Origin of the sequence: Lysobacter enzymogenes (genome assembly GCF_900106525.1) — a bacterium.
Taxonomy (GTDB): domain Bacteria; phylum Pseudomonadota; class Gammaproteobacteria; order Xanthomonadales; family Xanthomonadaceae; genus Lysobacter; species Lysobacter enzymogenes.
On record NZ_FNOG01000002.1, the window covers coordinates 460,190 to 479,932 of the forward strand.

The window sequence follows — 19,743 nt, forward strand, 5'->3', positions numbered from 1 at the left end:
GCGAATGCGGGGCTTTTTTGTGGGAGGGCCTTCAGGCCCGATGCTCTTCGATCCGATCGCGACGACCTGAAAAAAGAGCATCGGGCCTGAAGGCCCTCCCACAAGAGCAAGGGCCTTGCTCGGGAAGATCAATCGACCCGGCGGATCTTCGCCCCCAGCCCCGACAGCTTCTTCTCGATGTTCTCGTAGCCGCGGTCGAGGTGGTAGATGCGGTCGATCGTGGTCTCGCCCTGCGCCACCAGGCCGGCCAGGATCAAACAGGCCGAGGCGCGCAGGTCGGTCGCCATCACCGGCGCGCCGCTGAGCTTGCTCACTCCGCGCACCACTGCGGTGTGGCCGTCCACGCGGATGTCCGCGCCCAGGCGCAGCAGCTCGTTGACGTGCATGAAGCGGTTTTCGAAGATGGTTTCGTTGATGACGCCCGCGCCCTCGGCGGTGCAGTTGAGGGCCATGAACTGCGCTTGCATATCGGTCGGGAACGCCGGGTACGGCGCGGTCACCAGATCGACGGCGCGGGCGCGGCGGCCGCCCATGTCCAGGGTGATGCGGTCGCCGTCGACGTCGACCTGCGCGCCCGCGTCGCGCAGCTTGTCCAGCACCGAATCCAGCGTATCGGCGCGGCTGCCGGTGACGGTGACGCGGCCGCCGCTCATCGCCGCGGCGACCAGGAAGGTGCCGGTCTCGATCCGGTCGGGCAGCACGTCGTGGCTGCCGCCGTGCAGTTTCTCGACGCCGTGCACGACGATCCGGCCGCTGCCGGCGTGCTCGATGCGCGCGCCCAGGGCGTTGAGGCAGTCGGCCAGGTCGACCACCTCCGGCTCCATCGCCGCGTTCTCCAGCACGCTGGTGCCTTCGGCCAGGACCGCCGCCATGAGCACGTTCTCGGTGCCGGTGACGGTCACCATGTCGAACACGAAGCGCGCGCCCTTGAGCCGGCCGCGGCGCTGCGCCTTGATGTAGCCGTTCTCGACCACGATCTCCGCGCCCAGCGCCTGCAGACCCTTGATGTGCTGGTCGACCGGACGCGAACCGATCGCGCAGCCGCCGGGCAGCGACACTTCGGCTTCGCCGTACTTGGCCAGCAGCGGGCCCAGCACCAGCACCGAGGCGCGCATGGTCTTGACCAGTTCGTACGGCGCGACGTGGCTGTTGACCGTGGTCGGGTCGACCGTGATCTGCGAGCCCTCGCTGACCACGCCGGCGCCGAGCTCGCCCAGCAGCTTGGCCGTGGTCAGCACGTCGTGCAGGCGCGGCACGTTGCGGATGGTCACCGGCGCATCGGCCAGCAGGGTCGCGCACAGGATCGGCAGGACGGCGTTCTTGGCGCCGGAGATCTGGACCTCGCCGTTGAGCGGCTGGCCGCCTTCCACCACGATTTTTTGCATTGACGGGTTCGCTGAAGTCGAAAGAGTGAGCGGGAAGACCGGCGCCGCCGCAGGGCGCGGCCGGCCGCCGGACAAAGATAACGTGAGCGGCGTCGCCGCTGCGGCGCGACCGCCTAAGCGGATCGCGGGGGCGCCCATGGTAGAAGCAGGCGCGCCCGATTGAGTGAGGCGACGGTGAAGTGGAAGTGGGCCGGCGCGCCGGGTGCGGCGGCGGCCGGTCAGGCCTGGCCGGCTTCTTCCGGGGTCAGGGTCTTGAGCGCCAGAGCGTGGATTTCCCCGCCCATGCGCTCGCCCAGGGTGGCGTAGACCAGGCGGTGACGGGCCAGCGGCAGCTTGCCGCGGAAGGCCTCGGCGACCACGGTGGCTTCGAAATGCACGCCGTCGTCGCCGCGCACCTGCGCTTGCGCGCCCGGCAGGCCTTGTTCGATCAGGGAGCGGATGATGTCGGCGTTCACGGCGAAACCTCTTGGCTGGACGGGCCGGCGGCTAGGCCGGCGAGCGATGGAAAGGGGGGACGGCGGCGGCCCGATGCGCCCGCAGCGCAGCCGAAACCGGGGCGAAACCGGATAAGGGTTCGGCCCGAATCGGACCGGCGCAGGGCTGAATACGAAAGGCCCGGCAGCGGCGGATCTGCCGGCGGGGACGGCGCGGGGCGGACGAACCGCTTAGAATTGGCGGCTTAGCCTAGCCCAAAGCCCCGGTCGCCGGAATGCCGGCGGCCGCAACGAGCGTTTCCGCGGGTGCCCGCAACGCCCCGCCGCCGCGCCATCGTGCTCAAGAACCACAGCTCAGGACCGCCCCGCCCCATGACCCAGCCCGCCCCCGCCCGCGCCGCCGGCGCCACGATTCCCGCCGGGTCCGCGTCCGGCCTGGCCGATAGCGGCCGGCGCGTGTTCGCGATCGAGGCCCAGGCCCTGGCCGCGGTGGCCGAGCGCATCGACGGCGACTTCACCCGCGCCTGCCAGCGCATCCTCGCCGCCAGCGGGCGCGTGGTCTGCACCGGCATGGGCAAGTCCGGCCACATCGCGCGCAAGATCGCCGCGACCCTGGCCTCGACCGGCACCCCGGCCTTCTACGTGCATCCGGGCGAAGCCGGCCACGGCGATCTGGGCATGATCACCGACGCCGACGTGGTCCTGGCCCTGTCCTACTCGGGCGAGAGCGACGAGGTGCTGATGCTGCTGCCGGTGCTCAAGCGCCAGGGCAACGCGGTGATCGCGATGACCGGGCGGCCGCAGTCGACCCTGGCGCGCGAATCCGACGTCCACCTGGACGTGAGCGTGCCGGCCGAGGCCTGCCCGCTCGACCTCGCCCCGACTTCCAGCACCACCGCCTCGCTGGCGATGGGCGACGCGTTGGCGGTGGCGCTGCTGGAAGCGCGCGGCTTCACCGCTGACGACTTCGCCCGCTCGCACCCGGCCGGCGCGCTCGGCCGCCGGCTGCTGCTGCACATCACCGACATCATGCACGCCGGCGACGAGGTGCCGCGCATCCATGCCGACGCCAGCGTCAGCGAGGCGTTGGTGGAGATGAGCCGCAAGCGCCTGGGCATGACCGCGGTGGTCGACGGAGACGACCGCCTGATCGGCCTGTACACCGACGGCGACCTGCGCCGCACCCTCGACGACCGCGGCGTGGACCTGCGCTCGACCCGGATCGAAGAAGTCATGACCCGCTCGCCCAAGACCATCGGCGCCGACGCGCTTGCGGTCGAAGCCGCGCAGCTCATGGAAACGCACAAGATCAGCGGCTTGCTGGTCGTGGATACTGAACGCCGCGTGGTCGGCGCGCTGAATATTCACGACCTGTTGCGAGCGCGGGTGGTTTAAGGCCAGAAGCCAGGAGATAGCGGATAGGAGTTGGGAGTTGGCGGGTTCGCCGCGGCCTCCAAAATCGCCCGCCCTACAGTTTCCGATTCCGCTGCAAGCAAAAATCGCCTCCGCTAACTCCCAACTCCTATCCGCCATCTCCTAGCTCCATGCCCTACAGCCACCTAAACGACTACCCCGCCGACATCCGCGAGCGCGCCGCGCGCATCCGGCTGGCCTGTTTCGATGTCGACGGCACCCTCACCGACGGGCGCCTGACTTACGACGAGAGCGGCCGCGAGTCCAAGAGCTTCCACGTCCAGGACGGCCAGGGCCTGGCGCTGCTGCGCAAGCACGGCATCGCGGTGCATTTCGTCACCGCGCGCGGCGGCGCGATCGCCGCCCATCGCGCGGCCGAACTCGGCGCGAGCTCGCACGGCGACGTCAAGGACAAGCTGGTGTGCGTCAAGCAGATCGCCGAGAGCCTGGCGCTGACGCTCGACCAGGTCGCCTTCATGGGCGACGACCTCGCCGACCTGCGCATCCTGCCGCACGTCGGCCTGGCGGTGGCGCCGGCCAACGCGCACCCGTGGGTGCGCGAGCGCGTGCACTGGCGCACCCACGCGCGCGGCGGCGAAGGCGCGGCGCGCGAGCTGTGCGACCTGCTGCTGGGCGCGCAAGGCCATGCCGAAGCGATCCTGGCCGGAGCGCTGGGATGAACTGGCGCTTCCTCTCCACGGTGATCCTGCTCGCCGCCGCCGCGCTGACCGGCTGGGCCTGGTGGTCGCAACGCGACAAGCCCGCCGCGACCGCGAAGCAATCGCGCCCGGACTACGTGCTGACCGACTTCAACGTGGTCGTGCTCAACAAGGAAGGCCGCGAATCGTTCACCCTGCGCGCGCCGCAGCTGACCCGCAATCCGGCCGACAAGACGATGGACATCGTCACTCCGCTGTTCCTGATCCCCCCGCGCACCGGCGGCAACGGCGGCCCGTGGGAAGTGCGCTCGCAGCGCGGCTGGGTCAACGGCGAAGGCGACGAGGTGCGGCTGCGCGGCCAGGTCAAGGCCGACAGCACCAACGCCAACGGCAAGCCGATCAACATCGCGACCGAGCAACTGAACGTGTTCCCCGACACCAACCGGGCCACCTCCGACGTCCAGGTCCAGATGATCCAGCCGGGCACTATACTTACCGGTCAAGCGATGGAGGCCGATCTGGACTCCAAGAACATCAATCTCAAAGACGTCAAGGTCCGCTATGAAGCGAAAGCCCGCTAAGACGCTGGCGCTGTGCCTGGCCGTGGCCGCCGTGTCGCTGGCGCCGCTGGCCGCCGGCGCGCGTTCGTCCGACCGCAACCAGCCGATGAACGTCGACGCCGACGCCAGCAACTGCTCGACCGCCGACGACGGCCCCTGCGTGCTCACCGGCAACGTCAAGGCCGTGCAGGGCACCTTGGTCATCAACGCCGCCAAGGCCGACATCCGCCGAGCCGGCGGGGACATCAGCACCGTCCAGCTGACCGGCAACCAGGCCACGATCAAGCAAGAGCTCGACGACGGCTCGCCGTTCAACGGCCGCGCCAACAAGATCGACTACGACATGCCCAAGGACACCGTCGTGCTGACCGGCAACGCCTTCGTCGACAAGGCCGGCGACACGATCAAGAGCGAGCGCATCGTCTACAACATGAAGTCGGGCCAGGTCGAAAGCGGCGGCACCGGCGGCCGCGTGTCGATGCAGCTGCAGCCCAAGAACAAGGACGCCGGCGCCGCGCCGGCGCCCGCGCCGAAGCCGGCCGCGCCCAAGCCCGCACCGGCCAAGCCGGCCAAGAAGGGGGGCGGCTGATGCTGGTCGCCCAGGGCCTGCGCAAGGCGTACCGCCAGCGCGAGGTGGTGCGCGATTTCGGCCTCACCCTCGACGCCGGCGAAGTGGTCGGCCTGCTCGGTCCCAACGGCGCCGGCAAGACCACCTGCTTCTACATGATCGTCGGCCTGGTCCCGGCCGACGCCGGCCGGATCGTGCTCGACGGCAAGGACATCACCACCGAGCCGATGTACGCGCGCGCCAAGTACGGCGTGGGCTACCTGCCGCAGGAACCCTCGGTGTTCCGCAAGCTCAGCGTCGCCGACAACCTGCGCCTGGTGCTGGAACTGCGCGAAGACCTCGACCGCGCCGGGATCGAGCGCGAGCAGGCCTCGCTGATGGAAGAACTGCAGATCGGCCACGTCGCCGACCAGCTCGGCGCCAGCCTGTCCGGCGGCGAGCGCCGGCGCGTGGAGATCGCCCGCGCCCTGGCCGCGCGGCCGCGGCTGATGCTGTTGGACGAACCCTTCGCCGGCGTCGACCCCATTTCGGTCGGCGAGATCCAGCGAATCGTGCGCCACCTCAAGAATCGCGGGATCGGGGTGCTGATCACCGACCACAACGTGCGCGAAACCTTGGGCATTTGCGACCGTGCGTATATCCTGAACGACGGCGGCGTGCTCGCGCAGGGGGCTCCGGACGCGCTGCTGGCCAATCCCGATGTCCGTCGCGTATACCTGGGCGACTCCTTCCGTCTGTAACCTCTTCGAGCGGTTGCCGGGCGTGAGGCCACGCCCGCGATGCGCGACTCCGGCCACCCGCCTTGAGGCGGGCGTCCGCCCAACCGGTCGCGTCAACCATCGATATGAAGCCCCGCCTCCAAGCCTCTCTCGGACAACAGCTGGTGATGACGCCGCAATTGCGGCAGGCGATCCGCCTGTTGCAACTGTCGGCGGTCGAGCTGGAGGCGGAGCTGGCGAGCGCGGTGGAAAGCAATCCGCTGCTGGACTGGACCGAACCGGCCGCGCCGGAACCCGACGCCTCCGGCGAACCCGTGCACGCTTCCAGCGTCACCTCCGCGTCCTCGTCCGAGGACGGCGCCGGACCCGGCGGCGACGGCCCGAATTCCGACGCCACACCTGAGCCGGAATGGACCATGGACGACGGCGAGACCTGGTACGAGCGGGTCGGCCCGTCCGACCACGACGACGACTCGCCCGCGGCCGAACAGGTCGCCGACGCCGAAACCCTGCTCGACCACCTGCTGTGGCAGTTGCACCTGAGCCCGCTGTCGCTGCGCGACCGCAGCATCGGCGTGGCCATCATCGAAGCCATCGACGACGACGGCTATCTGCGCGAACCGCTGCAGGCCATCGCCGATTCGCTCGCGCCCGAGCTCAGCGTCGGCGAAGACGAAGTCATGACCGTGCTGCACCAGGTGCAGCGCTTCGACCCGGTCGGCACCGGCGCGCGCTCGCTCGGCGAATGCCTGAGCCTGCAGTTGGGCACGCTGCCCGACGACACGCCCGGCAAGGCGCTGGCGCTGCAGATCGCGGTCGGCCCGCTGGAACGGCTGCCGCGCATCGGCGTGCCCGGGCTCGCCGCCGAGCTCAAGCTCGACCCGGCCCAGGTCGAGACCGCGGTGCAGTTGCTGCGCTCGCTCGACCCGCGCCCCGGCGCGCAGATGGGCGCGATCTCCACCGACACCTATGTCACCCCGGACGTGGTGATCTGGCGCCAGCACGGCCTGTGGCGGGTGGCGCTGTCGGAAGCGATGCGCCCGCGCATCAGCATCCACCGCGGCTACGAGGGCATGATCCGCCACGCCAGCGCGTCCGACGCCAGCTACCTGCGCGGGCATCTGCAAGAAGCGCGCTGGCTGCTCAAGAGCCTGGAAGCGCGCGGCGACACCTTGCTCAAAGTCGCGCGCTGCCTGCTCAAGCAGCAGGCCGCGTTCCTGGAGTTCGGCGACAGCGCGCTGCGCCCGCTGACCCTGCGCGAGGTCGCCAACGAAGTCGGCCTGCACGAATCCACCGTCTCGCGCGCGATCGCGCGCAAGTACGCGCGCAACCCGCGCGGCACCGTGCCGCTGCGGGCGTTCTTCGCCTCCGGCATCGACACCGGCGCCGGCGGCGAGGCCTCCAGCACCGCGATCCAGGCCATGATCCGGCGCCTGATCGAGGCCGAGAACCCACGCAAGCCGCTGTCCGACGCGCGCCTGGCCGAGACGCTCAAGGCCACCGGCGTGCCGGTGGCGCGGCGCACCGTGGCCAAGTACCGCGAGGCCATGAGCATCCCGTCCTCGCAGGACCGCGTGCGCATGGCCTGAGCGGCCGCGCCGCCGGGTCCACGCCGGGCCCGTCGCCCGGGCTTCTCAGCAGTACGGGCCTCTCAGCAACACGGGCTTCTCAGCGCTCGACGCGACCGCGCCGCGGCTTATGCCGATTGCGTCCATCGCCATTGCAAAAACTTTACACAGTTCGAAAAACCCAGGCCGATCAAGGCCTTCGCGCGCACCTACGACCAAAGCACGACGCCGGCCCCTTGCGCCGGCTCATCAGCGTGCGATGCTGGACTCCCTGGTCCGGTGGTCCCGGCCAGGGCGTCACCCGGTTCCGTTTCGGTCCGGTCAAAGGCCGGGCGGAACCCAGTTCTGCATTCATCCGCGACGTGAAGGAGGTCCCCAGATGCGTATCGAAACCCACGGCCAGCAAATCGAAGTCACCGCAGCCTTGCGCGACTACGTGGAATCCAAGCTGGCTCGTCTGCAGCGCCATTTCGACCAACCTTTCGACGTCCGCACCCAGCTCAGCCTCGACAAGCCCGACCATCGCGCCGAAGCCACCCTCAATCTCGCCGGCCGCACCCTGCACTGCGACGCCGCCGCCGTCGACATGTACGCCGCCATCGACCTGCTCGCCGACAAGCTCGACCGCCTGCTGCTGAAGCACAAGAGCAAGCTGGTCGACCACCACCGCGGCGAAAGCCTGGCCCGCAACGGGGAAATCGGCGAAATCGGCTGAGTTCAGGCGTAAACTCCGCGCCAGCCAAAGCTAGCCAAGCCACACCCTGCCGCCATGCCGCTTTACGACCTGTTGAGCGCGGAGCGCGTTGCGATCCTCGGAAACCCCGGCGATCGCAACGCGGTGCTCGAAACCGCCGCCCGCCTGCTCGCCGGCGGCGACCCGCACACCGCCGCCGCCCTCGACGCCGGCCTGCGCGAGCGCGAACGCCTCGCCAGCACCGCCATCGGCCACGGCGTGGCCATTCCCCACGGACGCTCGCCGCTGCTGGAAACCGGCTGCGGCGCGTTCCTGCGCCTGGCCCAGCCGGTCGACTTCGGCGCCGCCGACGGCGAGCCGGTCGATCTGGTGCTGGCCATGGCCGTGCCCGAACACCACGTGCAGCAACACCTGCAATTGCTGGCCGAACTGGCCGAGCGCTTCGCCGACCCGGCCTTCCGCGACTGCCTGCGCAGCGCGCCGAACGCGGCGGAGCTGAGTCAGCGCCTGCTCGAGCAGTGCCGGCGCAGCGCCGCCTGACGCCGGAATCGCGGCTTCGGAACTAGACCTGCGCAGCGCCGGGCGCAGCGAAGCGGGCCGCCTGCCGGCGCGTGCAATCTCCAATCCCGTAAACTACCGGCATGAGCAAAAGCATCCGCGCAGGCGAACTGTTCGAGCAGCAGCGCGAGAAGCTGGCGCTGCGCTGGTTGGCCGGCCAACGCGGCGAAGGCCGCCTGGTCGAAGCGGTCAACACCGTCGCGCGGCGGCCGTCGCTGGCCGGTTATCTCAACGCGATCTATCCCAATAAAGTGCAGATCCTCGGCACCGAAGAGCTGACCTGGCTCGACGGCCTGGATTCGCGGCTGCGCTGGGAGACGATCGAAAAGATCATCCAGTACCGGCCGCTGGCCCTGGTCATCAGCAAGGACCAGCCCTGCCCCGAAGACCTGCGCATCGCCGCAGAAGAAAGCGACACGCCGCTGTGGGTGTCGCCGCGGCGCGGGCACGAACTGCTGAACCACCTGCAATACCATCTGGCGCGCGCGCTGGCGCCGCAGATCACCTTGCACGGCGTGTTCATGGAGATCTATTCCATCGGCGTGCTGATCACCGGCGAATCGGGCTCGGGCAAGAGCGAGCTGGCGCTGGAACTGGTGACGCGCGGGCATCGATTGGTCGCCGACGACGCGCCCGAGTTCACCCAGATCGCGCCAGACGTGCTCGACGGCACCTGCCCGGAAATGCTGCAGGACCTGCTGGAAGTGCGCGGCCTGGGCGTGCTCAACATCCGCCAGATGTTCGGCGACACCGCGGTCAAGAACAACAAGTACCTGCGCCTGATCGTGCACCTGACCAAGCCGATGAGCGAGCCCAAGGCCACCGGCATCGAGCGCCTGACCGGCGACACCAGCCTGCGCCGCGTGCTCGACCTGGACGTGCCGATGATCACCCTGCCGGTCATGCCCGGCCGCAACCTCGCGGTGCTGACCGAAGCGGCCACGCGCCTGCACAGCCTGCGCATGAAAGGCCTCGACCCCGCCGCGGCGTTCATCGCCCGGCACAGCAACTTCCTGGAGCGCGGAGAATCGTGAGCGGCGTGGCGTCCAATCCGGCCGGAGCGACGCCCGGCAACGCGGCCGAGACCGCCGGCTTCACCTTGGTCATCGTCAGCGGCATGTCCGGCTCGGGCAAGTCGGTGGCGCTGAACACCTTCGAAGACCTGGGCTTCTACTGCGTCGACAACCTGCCGGCTGAGCTGCTGCCGCAGTTCGTGCAGAACGTGATCAAGGCCGAAGACGGCATGCCGACCAAGCTCGCGGTCGGCATCGACGTGCGCAACCGCCACAGCGACCTGGCCAACATTCCCGAGTGGCTGTCGGCGGTGGGCGCGCTCGGCGCCGATCCGCGCCTGGTGTTCTTCGAGTCCAGCGACGCGGTGCTGCTCAAGCGTTATGCCGATACCCGCCGGCGCCATCCGCTGAGCCAGTTCGGGCTGGCCCTGGCCGATGCGATCTCGCTGGAACGGCAGGTGCTCAAGCCGCTGCGCCAGATCGCCGACGCCATCGTCGACACCAGCGAATTCAACATCCATCAGCTGCGCCGCCACGTCATCACCGAGTTCGGTCTGGGCGTGGAAGCGGGCATGTCGCTGCTGTTCGAATCCTTCGCCTACCGCCGCGGCGTGCCGGCCGACGCCGACTTCGTGTTCGACGCGCGCGCCCTGCCCAACCCGCACTGGAACCCGGCGCTGCGGCCGCTGTCGGGACGCGACGCGGGCGTGCGCGATTACCTGGAAACCCAGGCCGACGTGCAACTGTACGTAGAGCAAGTCGGCCAGTTCCTCGACACCTGGCTGCCGCGGCTGCAGGGCGACAGCACCCGCAGCTACGCCACCATCGCCTTCGGCTGCACCGGCGGGCGCCATCGTTCGGTGTATCTGGCCGAGCGCATGGCCGAGCATGCGCGGTTGCGCGGGTGGAATGAGGTGGCGGTGCATCATCGCGAGCTGGATTGAGTTCGGCTCGCTGCGGCGGTAACGCGGGTTTGGTGGGGCTTTCGCCGTAGTCGCGTTGCCGCGGTCGCGGCTTGCGCCGCTCCTACAGGCAGCCCAGGTCGCAGCCGAAGCCGCTGTAGGAGCGGCGCGAGCCGCGACCGCGAAACATCGCTCGCGACGCAAGCGCGATGCTCCGCGCCACTCCCGCATCGCATCGCCGCGCATGAATCGGCGCGCACCGCCATGCCGGCGCAAACCCCGCGCATTACGAAATTTTCCCATCTCTGTGCCGCGATGCTTGCACGCGGCCCCGTAGTTTCGAAGCCGCACCGGGGCCGCACACCGCGCGCATCGCAGACCGCAGGCTCCGCTGCGTCTGCATTCGCAGCCGCGAGACGATCTCCATGATCCGCATGCTGCAGCAGCGACGAGCGCCGACCGCGCTCCCCACTCCCACTGCGCTGACCCGAATCAGCAAAGGATCGACATGAGCCGCAACGACATCCGCCCCACCCTGCGACCGCGCTCGCTGGCCCTGGCGCTGAGCGCCGCGTTCGCCGCCGTCGCGCTGGGCGCCTGCAAGCCGCCCGAGCAGTCCCCGCCGCCCGACCCGGCCGCCGGCCCGGCGCCGACCGCGCCCGCGGACACTACGCCGCCGGCCGATGCCGCGCCGCCGGCGGACATGCCGCCTCCGGCCACCGATATCGCGCCGAACCCCGCACCGCCGGCCGACCCGGCCGCGACCCAACCGCCGCCGGACGAAGGCCAGAACAAGGGCCAGACCGAGACGCCGCCGAAGCAGTAAGCGCCGCGTCTCGCCGCGAGGGCCGCCTTCGGGCGGCCCTCGTCGCGTCCGCGCCGCGCGCCGTCGCCCGCACGTCCCGATGGCGGACCGCGTCGGGCCGAATCCGCAACCGCCGGCGGCGCATTTTCGTACGCCCGACACGCGCCGCCGCCCCGCACAGCGGCCTGGGGACGCCGATCGACCGTTCGGGCGCTTCCGGCCTGTCACCGTGCTCTGTTAAGTTGACGGTATGTCCGTAGGCGTCCTTCTCATCACCCACACCGGAGTCGGCAGCGCGATGCTGCAGGTCGCCGGCCGTCTGTTGAATCCGCTGCCGCTGCGCACCGAAGCGTTCGAAGTGCCGTTCGACGCCGATCTCGACCAGTTGCTGCCGCAAGCCAGCGCGGCCCTGCGCCGGGTCGACGGCGGCGACGGCGTGCTGGTGCTGACCGATCTGTACGGCGCTTCGCCGAGCAACCTGGCCGCGCGCGTGGCCCGGCTCGGCACGCCGGTGCGGCGGGTCTCGGCGCTGAACCTGCCGATGCTGCTGCGGGTGATGAACTACGCCGAACTGGAACTGGACCAATTGCCCGCGGTCGCCGCGGCCGGCGCCCGCAACGGCGTGCTGCACGACGACGCATGACCCCCGCGGCGCCCGCCGCCGCGACAGGAAGCCCGAACACCGCATGACGCAAGCCGCATTACTACCGTTCCCGCCATCCGCGCCCGCTGCGTTTGACCATTGCCTGAGGACCCCGACATGATCGAACGCGAACTCACCGTCTCCAACCGACTGGGCCTGCACGCCCGCGCCACCGCCAAGCTGGTGCAGGTGCTGTCGGCGTTCCGCAGCAACGCCACGCTCACCGCCAAGGGCCGCGAGGTCAACGCCAAGAGCATCATGGGCGTGATGCTGCTCGCCGCCGGCCAGGGCACCCACGTCAAACTGCGCATCGAAGGCGAGGACGAGGCCAACGCGGCCGACGCCGTGACCGCCCTGTTCGAACGCCGTTTCGACGAAGACAGCTGAGGCCGGAGGCGCGGATGCGGCACGAATTCCAAGGAGTCGGCGCCTCGCGCGGCAGCGCGCTCGGACGCGCGCGGGTGCGCCTGCCGCACGCGCTGGAAGTCGCCGAGGAGCGCATCGGCCGCGACCAGGTCGACAGCGAGCTGGCGCGGCTGCACGCGGCCATCGACACGGTGCGCGGCGAGATCCACGTGCTGCGCGAACGCCTGCACGGCGCGCTCGCGCACGAGGTCGGCGAATTCCTCGACCTGCACACCCTGTTGCTGGACGATCCCGAACTGCTGCAGGGCCTGGACGAGCTGATCCGCACCGGCCACTACGCCGCCGACTACGCCCTGCGCCTGCAGCGCGACCGCATCGCCTCGGTGTTCGAGGCGATGGACGACGCGTATTTCCGCAGCCGCGTGGACGACATCGACCAGGTCATCGGCCGCATCCACGCCGCCCTGCACCGGCGCGACCACGACACCCAGGGCGTGGCCGGCGAGATCCTGATCGCCGACAACGTCGCCCCGGCCGAACTGGCGCAGTTGCAGGCGCAGGGGGTGATGGCCATCGTCACCGCCGCCGGCAGCGCGCTGTCGCACAGCGCGATCCTGGCGCGCAGCCTGCACCTGCCGCTGGTGGTGGGCACCGCGCAAGCGCTGCTGAAGATCAACGACGGCGACGCGGTGGTGGTCGACGGCGCCACCGGCTCGGTGATCCTGGAGCCCGATGCCGGCGACCTGCGCGCGCACCGCGCGCGGATGCGCGAGCTGGCGCGCGAGCGCAAGCAGCTGCACCGCTTGCGGCGCGAGCCGACCATCACCCGCGACGGCGTCGACATCAAGCTCTACGCCAACGCCGAATCGCGCGAAGACGTGGCCGAGGCGCACGCGCTCGGCGCCGCCGGCGTCGGCCTGTACCGCACCGAATTCCTGTTCCTGCAGCGCAACGAACTGCCCGACGAGGACGAACAGTTCCGCGTCTACCGCGACGTGGTGCTGGGCATGACCGGCCGCGTGGTCACCATCCGCACCCTCGACCTGGGCGCGGACAAGGCCGACAAGACCGGCCTGGCCCTGCGCGACGAGCCCAACCCGGCGCTGGGCGTGCGCGGCGTGCGCCTGTCGATGGCGCGCGAGGGCCTGCTGGAAACCCAGTTGCGCGCGATCCTGCGCGCCTCCGGCTACGGCCCGGTGCGGGTGCTGGTGCCGATGATCAGCGCCAGCGAGGAAGTGCGCGCGGTGCGCGCGCTGCTCGACAAGGTCGCCATCGACCTGCGCCGCGAAGGCCACGAGATCGCCGAGCGGGTGCCGCTGGGCGCGATGATCGAAGTGCCGGCCGCGGCGCTGGCGCTGCCGGCCTTCATCGGCGCGGTCGACTTCCTCTCCATCGGCACCAACGACCTCGTCCAGTACCTGCTCGCGGTGGACCGCAACAACGAGGCCCTGGCCGGCCTGTACACGCCGCTGCATCCGGCGGTGCTGCGGGTGATCCGCGATGTGATCAAGCTGGGCAAGGCGCGCGGCAAGCCGGTGGCGGTGTGCGGCGAAATGGCCGGCGACCCGATGTTCGCGCCGCTGCTGCTGGCGTTGGGGCTGGAGGAGTTCAGCCTGCACCCGGCCACGCTGCTGGAGCTGCGCCGGGCGATCCGCGGCCTCAACCTGGAAGCGCTGCGCAAGCGCGCGCCGGCGCTGCTGCGCGCCGGCGACCGCAAGGCGATCGAACGTTGGCTGAGCCAAGCCAGCGCTTGAGCGCTGGCGCGCGCAACGCTCAGCGCGCGGACATCCCGTCGGGCGGGCATTGCGGCTTGCGCTTGGGCTGCGGCGTCGGCCGCGGCCACTGCACCGAGCATCCGCGCAGCGCGCCCAGCGCCGCGCGCGCCGCGCCGTTCAGATCGCTGCCCTCGGCGTTGGCGAAGGCGAACACCGCCACGCGGCAAGACGGGTCCACGATCATGTACGAGGCATAGCCCAACTTCAGCCCGTCCTTGGCCAGGCAGCCGTCGCCGACTTGCCAGCCCAATCCCATGCACAGGCCGAGCGGCTCCTGCGGGCTTTGGGTCGAGGCGATCGCGCGGCCGAGTACGTCCGGGCCGTGGTCGATCTGGCGCGCGAGGAAGGCGAGCATGTCCGGCACGGTCGACGACAGCGCGCCGGCGCCGATCGCCGCGGACTGCGGGTCGATCTCGCCCACGCCGATCGGCTCATAGCGCTGCCCCGGCTGGCGCAACCCGTAGGACTGGGCCAGCCTCGTCCGCACCGGCGGGCTCAGCTCGACCTGGGTGGAGGCCATGCCTAACGGTTCCAACAGCAGCCGGCGCGCCACCTGCGGCCAATCGCGATAACTGGAACCCCAGCCCGGCTCGCTCGGCGGCGAGTCGTGGTGGACGTGCGACATCAGCGCGCCGAGCAGGGCGAAGCCTTGATTGCTGTAGCACCACTGTTGCCCCGGCGGATACTGCGGCTCGAACTCGCGCAGGAAGCGCGTGGCGGCATCGAAGGAATAGTGGCCGAAGACATCGTCGCGCGGCGGGCACAGCCCCTTGGGAAAGCCGGCGCTGTGGGTGGCCAGATGGCGCAGCCGCACCGGCTGGTCCATGAGGTAAGGATGGATGTCGACGCCCGGCGGCAGCAATTCCCGCACCGGCGTGTCCAGCTCGACCCGCGACTGCAGCACCGCGATCGCCAGCAAGGTCGCGGTGAACACCTTGGTGTTGGACGCGATCATCACCACCGTGTCCTCGGGCGCCGCGCTGCCGCCTTGCTGCAACGGCACTTGCCCGAAGGCGTAGCAGTAACGCTGGCCTTGATGCAGCACGCCGACCAGCACGCCGGGCACTCTGCCCTTCTCCGCCACGTCCAGCGGCGCGATCAAGGGCTCGAACAACGGGGCGATCAGTGCGCCGACGCGTTGCCGGTCGGGTGCGGTCATGGCGGCTGTCCTTAGCGCCCGCGGATCGGGCCGGGCGCGAGTCTAGCGAGCTGTCGCGGCGAGGTGATTCACTGTCGCTCACGTTCTGCGCATCGTCGCGGATCGCGCGCGCGGCGCTGCATTTGCGCTGAAACGCTCGGCGGCGGCGCTGCCGGATTCGCTGCCCGCAGCGGCGGCCGCTACCGCCGCTGCGCTCGCGCAAGCCCTATGCAGCTTGCCGCTGCACGCGCCGCGGCCGCCGCCGCGCAGCCGCGGTTCATCTGCGCCCGGCGTCGCGGGCCCCATCGTCACTGGGCTTTGCCGCGGCTGCGGGCGATAATGCCGCGCACTCGTTGGATCCCGCCGGCTTCGTGGCCGCATCCGTCCCCCGCCAGGAAGTACCGCATGGCCGAAGCCGTCCGCCACGACAAGACCGCACGTCAGCTGCGCCTGCTTTCCGATGCGCTCGACAGCGGCCGTCTGGGGCCGGTTCGCCGCCTGGTCAACACCCTCTCCCCGGCCGAGATCGGCAACCTGCTCGAATCGCTGCCGCCCGGCAAGCGCCAGGTGGTGTGGGGGCTGGTCGATCCCGAGGACGACGGCGAGGTGCTGGTCCACGTCGGCGAGGAAGTGCGCGAAAGCCTGCTCGCGGACATGGACCCCGACGAAATCGTCGCCGCGGTCGAAGACCTCGACATCGACGACCTGGCCGACCTGGTCGAAGACCTGCCCGACACGGTCATCGACGAAGTGCTCAAGTCGATGGACCGCGACAACCGCGAGCGGCTCGAGCAGGTGCTGTCCTACCCGGAAGACACCGCCGGCCGCCTGATGAACCCGGATGTGGTGACGGTGCGCGCCGACACCACCATCGACGTGGTGCTGCGTTATCTGCGCCTGCGCGGCGAACTGCCCGAGCACACCGACCACCTCTACGTGGTCAGCCGCCGCCACCAATACCTGGGCCGCATCGCCCTGGCCGCGCTGCTGACCCACGAGCCCGGCACCCCGATCAACAAGCTGGTCGACGACGAACAACCGGCCATCGACGTCGGCGAGACCGCCGGCGAAGTCGCGCGCCAGTTCTCCGACCACGACTGGATCAGCGCGCCGGTGGTGGACGACAACAACATCCTGCTCGGCCGCATCACCATCGACGACGTGGTCGACATCATCCGCGAAGAGGCCGAGCACCAGGCCCTGAGCGCGGCCGGCCTGGACGAGGACGAAGACCTGTTCAGCCCGGTCCGGCGCGCGTTCCGCCGCCGCCTGATCTGGCTCAGCGTCAACCTGTGCACGGCCTTCCTCGCCGCCAGCGTGGTCGGCCAGTTCGAAGACTCCATCGCCAAGCTGGTGGCGCTGGCCGCGCTGATGCCGATCGTCGCCGGCATGGGCGGCAACGCCGGCACCCAGGTGCTGGCGCTGATGATCCGCGGCCTCGCCCTGGGCCAGATCGGCGCGTCCAACGTCGGCGTGCTGCTGCGCAAGGAGCTGTCGGTGGCGCTGATCAACGGCCTGGTGCTCGGCATCGGCCTGGGCCTGATCGTGCTGATCTGGTTCCGCCAGCCCGGCCTGTCGTTCGTGATCGGCAGCGCGCTGACCATCAACCTGCTCACCGCCGCCACCGGCGGCGTGCTGGTGCCGATCACCCTCAAGCGCCTGGGCTTCGACCCGGCCCTGGCCGGCGGCGTGATTTTGACCACGCTGACGGACGTGATGGGGTTCTTGAGCTTCCTGGGGTTGGCGACGTTGATTCTGTTGCGTTGAGCGCGCGCATGCGCCCGGAGGCGAGGCTCGACCGGGACATGCTTCCGGCCTCCATTGGTTCTGCCCTGCATCCGCAGATTACCGGGTAAACCCGGGACCACTTTTCTCGGTATCGCCGACGCCGCGCGCGGGTTCTTGCTGCACCACCCGCGCCTGCTCCTCCAGCCGAGCCAATCCGATCGCTTCTGCTTGTCGGTAGCGTTGCTCGGCAGGCATCGAAAGCGCCTCGGCCGTTTGCATGTGCATGCGATTGGCATCCGGATCCGGCGACACGTTCGGACCTTGCCGGAACAGGTGCAGCACTTCGCCCGCCGCGAGTTGGCCGGTCGGGCGGTTGAATGCGAGCTGCGGATCGTCCAGCAACGTGAAGCCCTTCGTCTTGGCCATCGCCAACGCACTGGCGCTCAGCCTTTCGCTTCCCTCATCCCAGTCTTTTCCGGCCTGCCGGTCCAATGCGCGCACCTGCCCGCGCAAATGTTCGAGCAACCCGTTATCGGGATGCTTCGCATCGCCTGGGCCGTTCGAGGAAGCCGGCACGGGCGCCTGTTGCAGCTTGGGCTCGATGTACTTGGCGTAATCCTGCAGATAGGCGTCGCGGTGGGTGAGGGCACCATCGCGATTCATGTCCGCAGGTGGATTGTTCAAGGTATAAGGCGCGTCCGCCACCTTCGCGGCGATCCGTTCGACGGCAGCGGCATCGTCCAGCCTTCCGGCCTCCCAGTCGCCATAGAGAACGCCCAACTCGACTTCGTTCAGATACCCGATGGAACCGAACGGCTTGCTGCTCTTGAACTCGGCAACCGCCTCCAATTCCTTGAAGATCGGGAACGCGTTGAAAATGGCGTTCGCTTCCAGGCCAGCGCGATAGCGCACGTATTCATCGGCAGTGGCGCCGGCGAACGGGACCGAGCCGGTGCTGAAGCGATCATGGCCGATTTCGTGCGCGAGCGTGCCGAACATATGCCGTTGCGGCCAGAGCGAAGCATCGGGCGCGAGCATCGCATTCCAAGCGCCCCGGTCGACGACGATCCGGGGAGGATCCTCCGCGGAATAGTACGGAAGGCCGATGCCGGCCCGCTGATCGATGATGCCGCCCCGGGCGAAGAATCCGTCGAACTGCGAGGTGGCGCTGGGCGACTCGAGGATCCATTCGCGCATCGCCGCTGGCATTTGCCGAAACTGCGGGGCCTGCGACAGCCTCGGCTTCGGCTCGGCATCGTCGCTCATTTCGGCGGCTTTGCCGGATACAGGTTGATCGAATCGATGCAACGATAGGTCGCGGGCGTGGTGGTGAATTCGATCCAGTTGCCTGCGCGTTGCGTCCGGTAGGTTTTCCCGCGGTCTTGCCCGTGCGCATCCTGGGTTATCGCCGCTTGCGCACCGATCCATCCGGCGGCCTGCTCGGGCGATACGCAAGGCTCGCCTGCCACGCCGATATCGACCTGGCCGCTCAGCTCTGCGATCCAGGCGAAGCTCAGTACGTTCCCGTCGGACAGTTTTACCGGACCATCGCCGGAGAATTGCCGGGCTTGCAGCGGCTTCATTTCGAAGATCCGTCGTAATGCCGCGTCGACCCTGCGCTTGCCGGCTTCGCCCTCGAGCGGCCAGCGCAACAAATTTTCGATGGTTATCGAGCCGGCCGGATCCGCAGCGGCCTGGCGCTGTTCAGGTGCGCGAGCTCCCGTCGTACTGCAAGACATCAGGGCGCAGGCGGCGAAGGCCAACGCAAGGCTGTAAGCCAGATGCCGTCGCGATGCACGCAGACACGTCGAGCGCATATATATTCAACCCTTCCTATCCTGGCGCCACTTCACGCTAGCACAGCCGAAATCCCCGAACCCACAGCCTCCCGTCGGCGACACGATCAGTCTTTTGAGAGAAGGCGTACTTCCGATGAAAATGCTGTCCTCTATCGCAGTTTCCTGTCTCGTTCTTACCCTGCTCGCCGCCTGCCAATCCGCAGCGCCCCGTCCCGACGCCGCCATCGCGGCGCACGCACCTGCCGGTTCCGCCATGACCGATCCACGCGCGCACGGCCGCTTCGTCAGCCGCGAACTCTCGCTCGCCGACGGTGTAACCCACCGCTATCAGGTGTTCATCCCCTCGCGCGCGGCCGGCGGCGAAACGCCGCCGCTGATCTTGTTCGTGCACGGTTCGGGCGAGCGCGGCGACGACAATCGCAAGCAGGTCGAGGTCGGTCTGGCGCCGGCGATCCGCGAGCGCCTGGACAGTTTCCCGGCGATCGTGGCGTTCCCGCAGATGCACAAGGACAAGGCCGACCAGCAGCGCTTCAACCGCACCGCACTGGCGGTGCTGGACGCGGTGCAGGCCGAGTTCGGCGGCGATCGCGCGCGCACTTACATGACCGGGTTGTCGATGGGTGGCTTCGCCAGTTTCGATCTGGCGCTGATGCAGCCGCAGCGCTTCGCCGCGGTGGTGCCGGTGTGCGGCGGGTTCGATGCGCCCAAGGCGGGCGATCGCGAACGGGTCGAGCAATTGGGCGGGCTGTGGAGCCTGGACGACGCCGCGCAGCGGATGAAGGGCCAGCCGTTCTGGATCTTCCACGGCGCCCAGGACGACGTGGTGCCGCCGCAGCGCTCGCGCGAGATGGTCGCCGCGCTCAAGCGCGCCGGCGCGCCGGTGCGCTACACCGAATTCCCCGAGGCCGACCACAACGCCTGGGATGCGGCCTATGCCAGCGAGGAGCTGTGGACCTGGCTGTTCGCGCAGCGGCGGCCGGATGCGGCGTCGGCGTCGGCGGGCCGCTGAGCGGCGC

21 protein-coding genes and 1 pseudogene are annotated in these 19,743 nt (G+C 69.5%); 16 read left to right on the top strand and 6 right to left on the bottom strand.

Features of this window, described 5'->3' with window-relative positions; all coding sequences use genetic code 11:
* Window positions 1-27 precede the first annotated feature (27 nt).
* The 3 genes and pseudogenes from BLU84_RS28300 to BLU84_RS06265 form a co-directional block, all read right to left on the bottom strand.
* A pseudogene (locus BLU84_RS28300) lies at window positions 28-102 on the bottom strand (DUF6053 domain-containing protein); the annotation flags it as partial.
* Between the two features lie 26 nt (window positions 103-128).
* Window positions 129-1,385, bottom strand: coding sequence for a UDP-N-acetylglucosamine 1-carboxyvinyltransferase (murA, locus tag BLU84_RS06260; protein ID WP_074864106.1), 1,257 nt, complete (start codon window positions 1,383-1,385; stop codon window positions 129-131).
* Between the two features lie 218 nt (window positions 1,386-1,603).
* A complete protein-coding gene (locus BLU84_RS06265) occupies window positions 1,604-1,840 on the bottom strand; it encodes a BolA family protein (protein ID WP_074864108.1) in 237 nt (78 codons plus the stop codon).
* Window positions 1,841-2,191: 351 nt separating this feature from the next.
* Between BLU84_RS06265 and BLU84_RS06270 the strand changes: the two genes are divergently transcribed.
* The 14 genes from BLU84_RS06270 (at window position 2,192) to ptsP (ending at window position 14,041) form a co-directional block, all read left to right on the top strand.
* Window positions 2,192-3,214 (top strand): KpsF/GutQ family sugar-phosphate isomerase, encoded by a 1,023-nt coding sequence (locus BLU84_RS06270; RefSeq protein WP_074864110.1) that lies wholly within the window; start codon window positions 2,192-2,194, stop codon window positions 3,212-3,214.
* A 149-nt stretch (window positions 3,215-3,363) separates the two neighbouring features.
* The gene (locus BLU84_RS06275) at window positions 3,364-3,912 is read left to right on the top strand and encodes a KdsC family phosphatase (protein ID WP_074864112.1); all 549 of its coding nucleotides are present in this window, start codon (window positions 3,364-3,366) and stop codon (window positions 3,910-3,912) included.
* Window positions 3,909-4,472: an LPS export ABC transporter periplasmic protein LptC gene (gene lptC / locus BLU84_RS06280; RefSeq protein WP_074864114.1), complete on the top strand. Its 564-nt coding sequence runs from the start codon at window positions 3,909-3,911 to the stop codon at window positions 4,470-4,472. The genes BLU84_RS06275 and lptC overlap by 4 nt, the downstream gene beginning before the upstream one ends.
* Window positions 4,453-5,040 carry a lipopolysaccharide transport periplasmic protein LptA gene (lptA, locus tag BLU84_RS06285; RefSeq protein ID WP_074864116.1) on the top strand — a complete coding sequence of 196 codons (588 nt, stop codon included), beginning with the start codon at window positions 4,453-4,455 and terminating at the stop codon, window positions 5,038-5,040. The genes lptC and lptA overlap by 20 nt, the downstream gene beginning before the upstream one ends.
* Entirely contained in the window at window positions 5,040-5,759 is a 720-nt protein-coding gene (gene lptB / locus BLU84_RS06290) for an LPS export ABC transporter ATP-binding protein (RefSeq protein ID WP_074864118.1), read from the top strand. Before lptA ends, lptB begins: the two co-directional genes overlap by 1 nt.
* A 104-nt stretch (window positions 5,760-5,863) precedes the next feature.
* Complete coding sequence (locus BLU84_RS06295) at window positions 5,864-7,327, top strand: RNA polymerase factor sigma-54 (protein ID WP_074864120.1); 1,464 nt, start codon at window positions 5,864-5,866, stop codon at window positions 7,325-7,327.
* Between the two features lie 358 nt (window positions 7,328-7,685).
* Complete coding sequence (hpf, locus tag BLU84_RS06300) at window positions 7,686-8,021, top strand: ribosome hibernation-promoting factor, HPF/YfiA family (protein ID WP_074864123.1); 336 nt, start codon at window positions 7,686-7,688, stop codon at window positions 8,019-8,021.
* Between the two features lie 54 nt (window positions 8,022-8,075).
* On the top strand, window positions 8,076-8,540 hold the full coding sequence (locus tag BLU84_RS06305; RefSeq protein ID WP_074864124.1) for a PTS sugar transporter subunit IIA: 465 nt from the start codon (window positions 8,076-8,078) through the stop codon (window positions 8,538-8,540).
* Window positions 8,541-8,641: 101 nt separating this feature from the next.
* Window positions 8,642-9,592, top strand: coding sequence for an HPr(Ser) kinase/phosphatase (hprK, locus tag BLU84_RS06310; protein ID WP_074864126.1), 951 nt, complete (start codon window positions 8,642-8,644; stop codon window positions 9,590-9,592).
* A gap of 65 nt (window positions 9,593-9,657) precedes the next feature.
* A complete protein-coding gene (rapZ, locus tag BLU84_RS06315; protein WP_074864710.1) occupies window positions 9,658-10,515 on the top strand; it encodes an RNase adapter RapZ in 858 nt (285 codons plus the stop codon).
* Between the two features lie 466 nt (window positions 10,516-10,981).
* Window positions 10,982-11,299: a hypothetical protein gene (locus BLU84_RS06320; protein WP_074864128.1), complete on the top strand. Its 318-nt coding sequence runs from the start codon at window positions 10,982-10,984 to the stop codon at window positions 11,297-11,299.
* A gap of 229 nt (window positions 11,300-11,528) precedes the next feature.
* Window positions 11,529-11,921 (top strand): PTS sugar transporter subunit IIA, encoded by a 393-nt coding sequence (locus tag BLU84_RS06325; protein ID WP_074864130.1) that lies wholly within the window; start codon window positions 11,529-11,531, stop codon window positions 11,919-11,921.
* A 117-nt stretch (window positions 11,922-12,038) separates the two neighbouring features.
* A complete protein-coding gene (locus BLU84_RS06330; protein ID WP_074864132.1) occupies window positions 12,039-12,308 on the top strand; it encodes an HPr family phosphocarrier protein in 270 nt (89 codons plus the stop codon).
* Window positions 12,309-12,322: 14 nt separating this feature from the next.
* Entirely contained in the window at window positions 12,323-14,041 is a 1,719-nt protein-coding gene (gene ptsP, locus BLU84_RS06335) for a phosphoenolpyruvate--protein phosphotransferase (RefSeq protein WP_074864134.1), read from the top strand.
* A 19-nt stretch (window positions 14,042-14,060) separates the two neighbouring features.
* Here ptsP and BLU84_RS06340 read toward each other — a convergent pair whose 3' ends face one another.
* Window positions 14,061-15,221, bottom strand: coding sequence for a serine hydrolase domain-containing protein (locus tag BLU84_RS06340; protein WP_074864136.1), 1,161 nt, complete (start codon window positions 15,219-15,221; stop codon window positions 14,061-14,063).
* Window positions 15,222-15,605: 384 nt separating this feature from the next.
* Between BLU84_RS06340 and mgtE the strand changes: the two genes are divergently transcribed.
* The gene (mgtE, locus tag BLU84_RS06345) at window positions 15,606-16,967 is read left to right on the top strand and encodes a magnesium transporter (protein WP_074864138.1); all 1,362 of its coding nucleotides are present in this window, start codon (window positions 15,606-15,608) and stop codon (window positions 16,965-16,967) included.
* A gap of 78 nt (window positions 16,968-17,045) precedes the next feature.
* Here the strand turns inward: mgtE and BLU84_RS06350 are convergent, their stop codons facing one another.
* On the bottom strand, window positions 17,046-18,194 hold the full coding sequence (locus tag BLU84_RS06350; RefSeq protein ID WP_074864140.1) for an XVIPCD domain-containing protein: 1,149 nt from the start codon (window positions 18,192-18,194) through the stop codon (window positions 17,046-17,048).
* Window positions 18,191-18,745: a hypothetical protein gene (locus BLU84_RS06355; RefSeq protein WP_139174716.1), complete on the bottom strand. Its 555-nt coding sequence runs from the start codon at window positions 18,743-18,745 to the stop codon at window positions 18,191-18,193. The genes BLU84_RS06350 and BLU84_RS06355 overlap by 4 nt, the downstream gene beginning before the upstream one ends.
* Before the next feature lie 235 nt (window positions 18,746-18,980).
* On the opposite strand from BLU84_RS06355, the gene BLU84_RS06360 reads away from it, so the two are divergent.
* On the top strand, window positions 18,981-19,736 hold the full coding sequence (locus BLU84_RS06360) for a carboxylesterase family protein (protein ID WP_074864144.1): 756 nt from the start codon (window positions 18,981-18,983) through the stop codon (window positions 19,734-19,736).
* The last annotated feature ends 7 nt before the right edge of the window (window positions 19,737-19,743 follow it).

Bases quoted from the DNA above. Each gene is read 5' to 3' on its own strand.
- murA (WP_074864106.1), bottom strand. From the start codon at position 1,385: ATGCAAAAAATCGTGGTGGAAGGCGGCCAGCCGCTCAACGGCGAGGTC.
- BLU84_RS06270 (WP_074864110.1), top strand. From the start codon at position 2,192: ATGACCCAGCCCGCCCCCGCCCGCGCCGCCGGCGCCACGATTCCCGCC.
- BLU84_RS06275 (WP_074864112.1), top strand. From the start codon at position 3,364: ATGCCCTACAGCCACCTAAACGACTACCCCGCCGACATCCGCGAGCGC.
- lptC (WP_074864114.1), top strand. From the start codon at position 3,909: ATGAACTGGCGCTTCCTCTCCACGGTGATCCTGCTCGCCGCCGCCGCG.
- lptA (WP_074864116.1), top strand. From the start codon at position 4,453: ATGAAGCGAAAGCCCGCTAAGACGCTGGCGCTGTGCCTGGCCGTGGCC.
- lptB (WP_074864118.1), top strand. From the start codon at position 5,040: ATGCTGGTCGCCCAGGGCCTGCGCAAGGCGTACCGCCAGCGCGAGGTG.
- BLU84_RS06295 (WP_074864120.1), top strand. From the start codon at position 5,864: ATGAAGCCCCGCCTCCAAGCCTCTCTCGGACAACAGCTGGTGATGACG.
- hpf (WP_074864123.1), top strand. From the start codon at position 7,686: ATGCGTATCGAAACCCACGGCCAGCAAATCGAAGTCACCGCAGCCTTG.
- BLU84_RS06305 (WP_074864124.1), top strand. From the start codon at position 8,076: ATGCCGCTTTACGACCTGTTGAGCGCGGAGCGCGTTGCGATCCTCGGA.
- hprK (WP_074864126.1), top strand. From the start codon at position 8,642: ATGAGCAAAAGCATCCGCGCAGGCGAACTGTTCGAGCAGCAGCGCGAG.
- BLU84_RS06320 (WP_074864128.1), top strand. From the start codon at position 10,982: ATGAGCCGCAACGACATCCGCCCCACCCTGCGACCGCGCTCGCTGGCC.
- BLU84_RS06325 (WP_074864130.1), top strand. From the start codon at position 11,529: ATGTCCGTAGGCGTCCTTCTCATCACCCACACCGGAGTCGGCAGCGCG.
- BLU84_RS06330 (WP_074864132.1), top strand. From the start codon at position 12,039: ATGATCGAACGCGAACTCACCGTCTCCAACCGACTGGGCCTGCACGCC.
- ptsP (WP_074864134.1), top strand. From the start codon at position 12,323: ATGCGGCACGAATTCCAAGGAGTCGGCGCCTCGCGCGGCAGCGCGCTC.
- BLU84_RS06340 (WP_074864136.1), bottom strand. From the start codon at position 15,221: ATGACCGCACCCGACCGGCAACGCGTCGGCGCACTGATCGCCCCGTTG.
- mgtE (WP_074864138.1), top strand. From the start codon at position 15,606: ATGGCCGAAGCCGTCCGCCACGACAAGACCGCACGTCAGCTGCGCCTG.
- BLU84_RS06350 (WP_074864140.1), bottom strand. From the start codon at position 18,194: ATGAGCGACGATGCCGAGCCGAAGCCGAGGCTGTCGCAGGCCCCGCAG.
- BLU84_RS06355 (WP_139174716.1), bottom strand. From the start codon at position 18,745: ATGCGCTCGACGTGTCTGCGTGCATCGCGACGGCATCTGGCTTACAGC.
- BLU84_RS06360 (WP_074864144.1), top strand. From the start codon at position 18,981: ATGACCGATCCACGCGCGCACGGCCGCTTCGTCAGCCGCGAACTCTCG.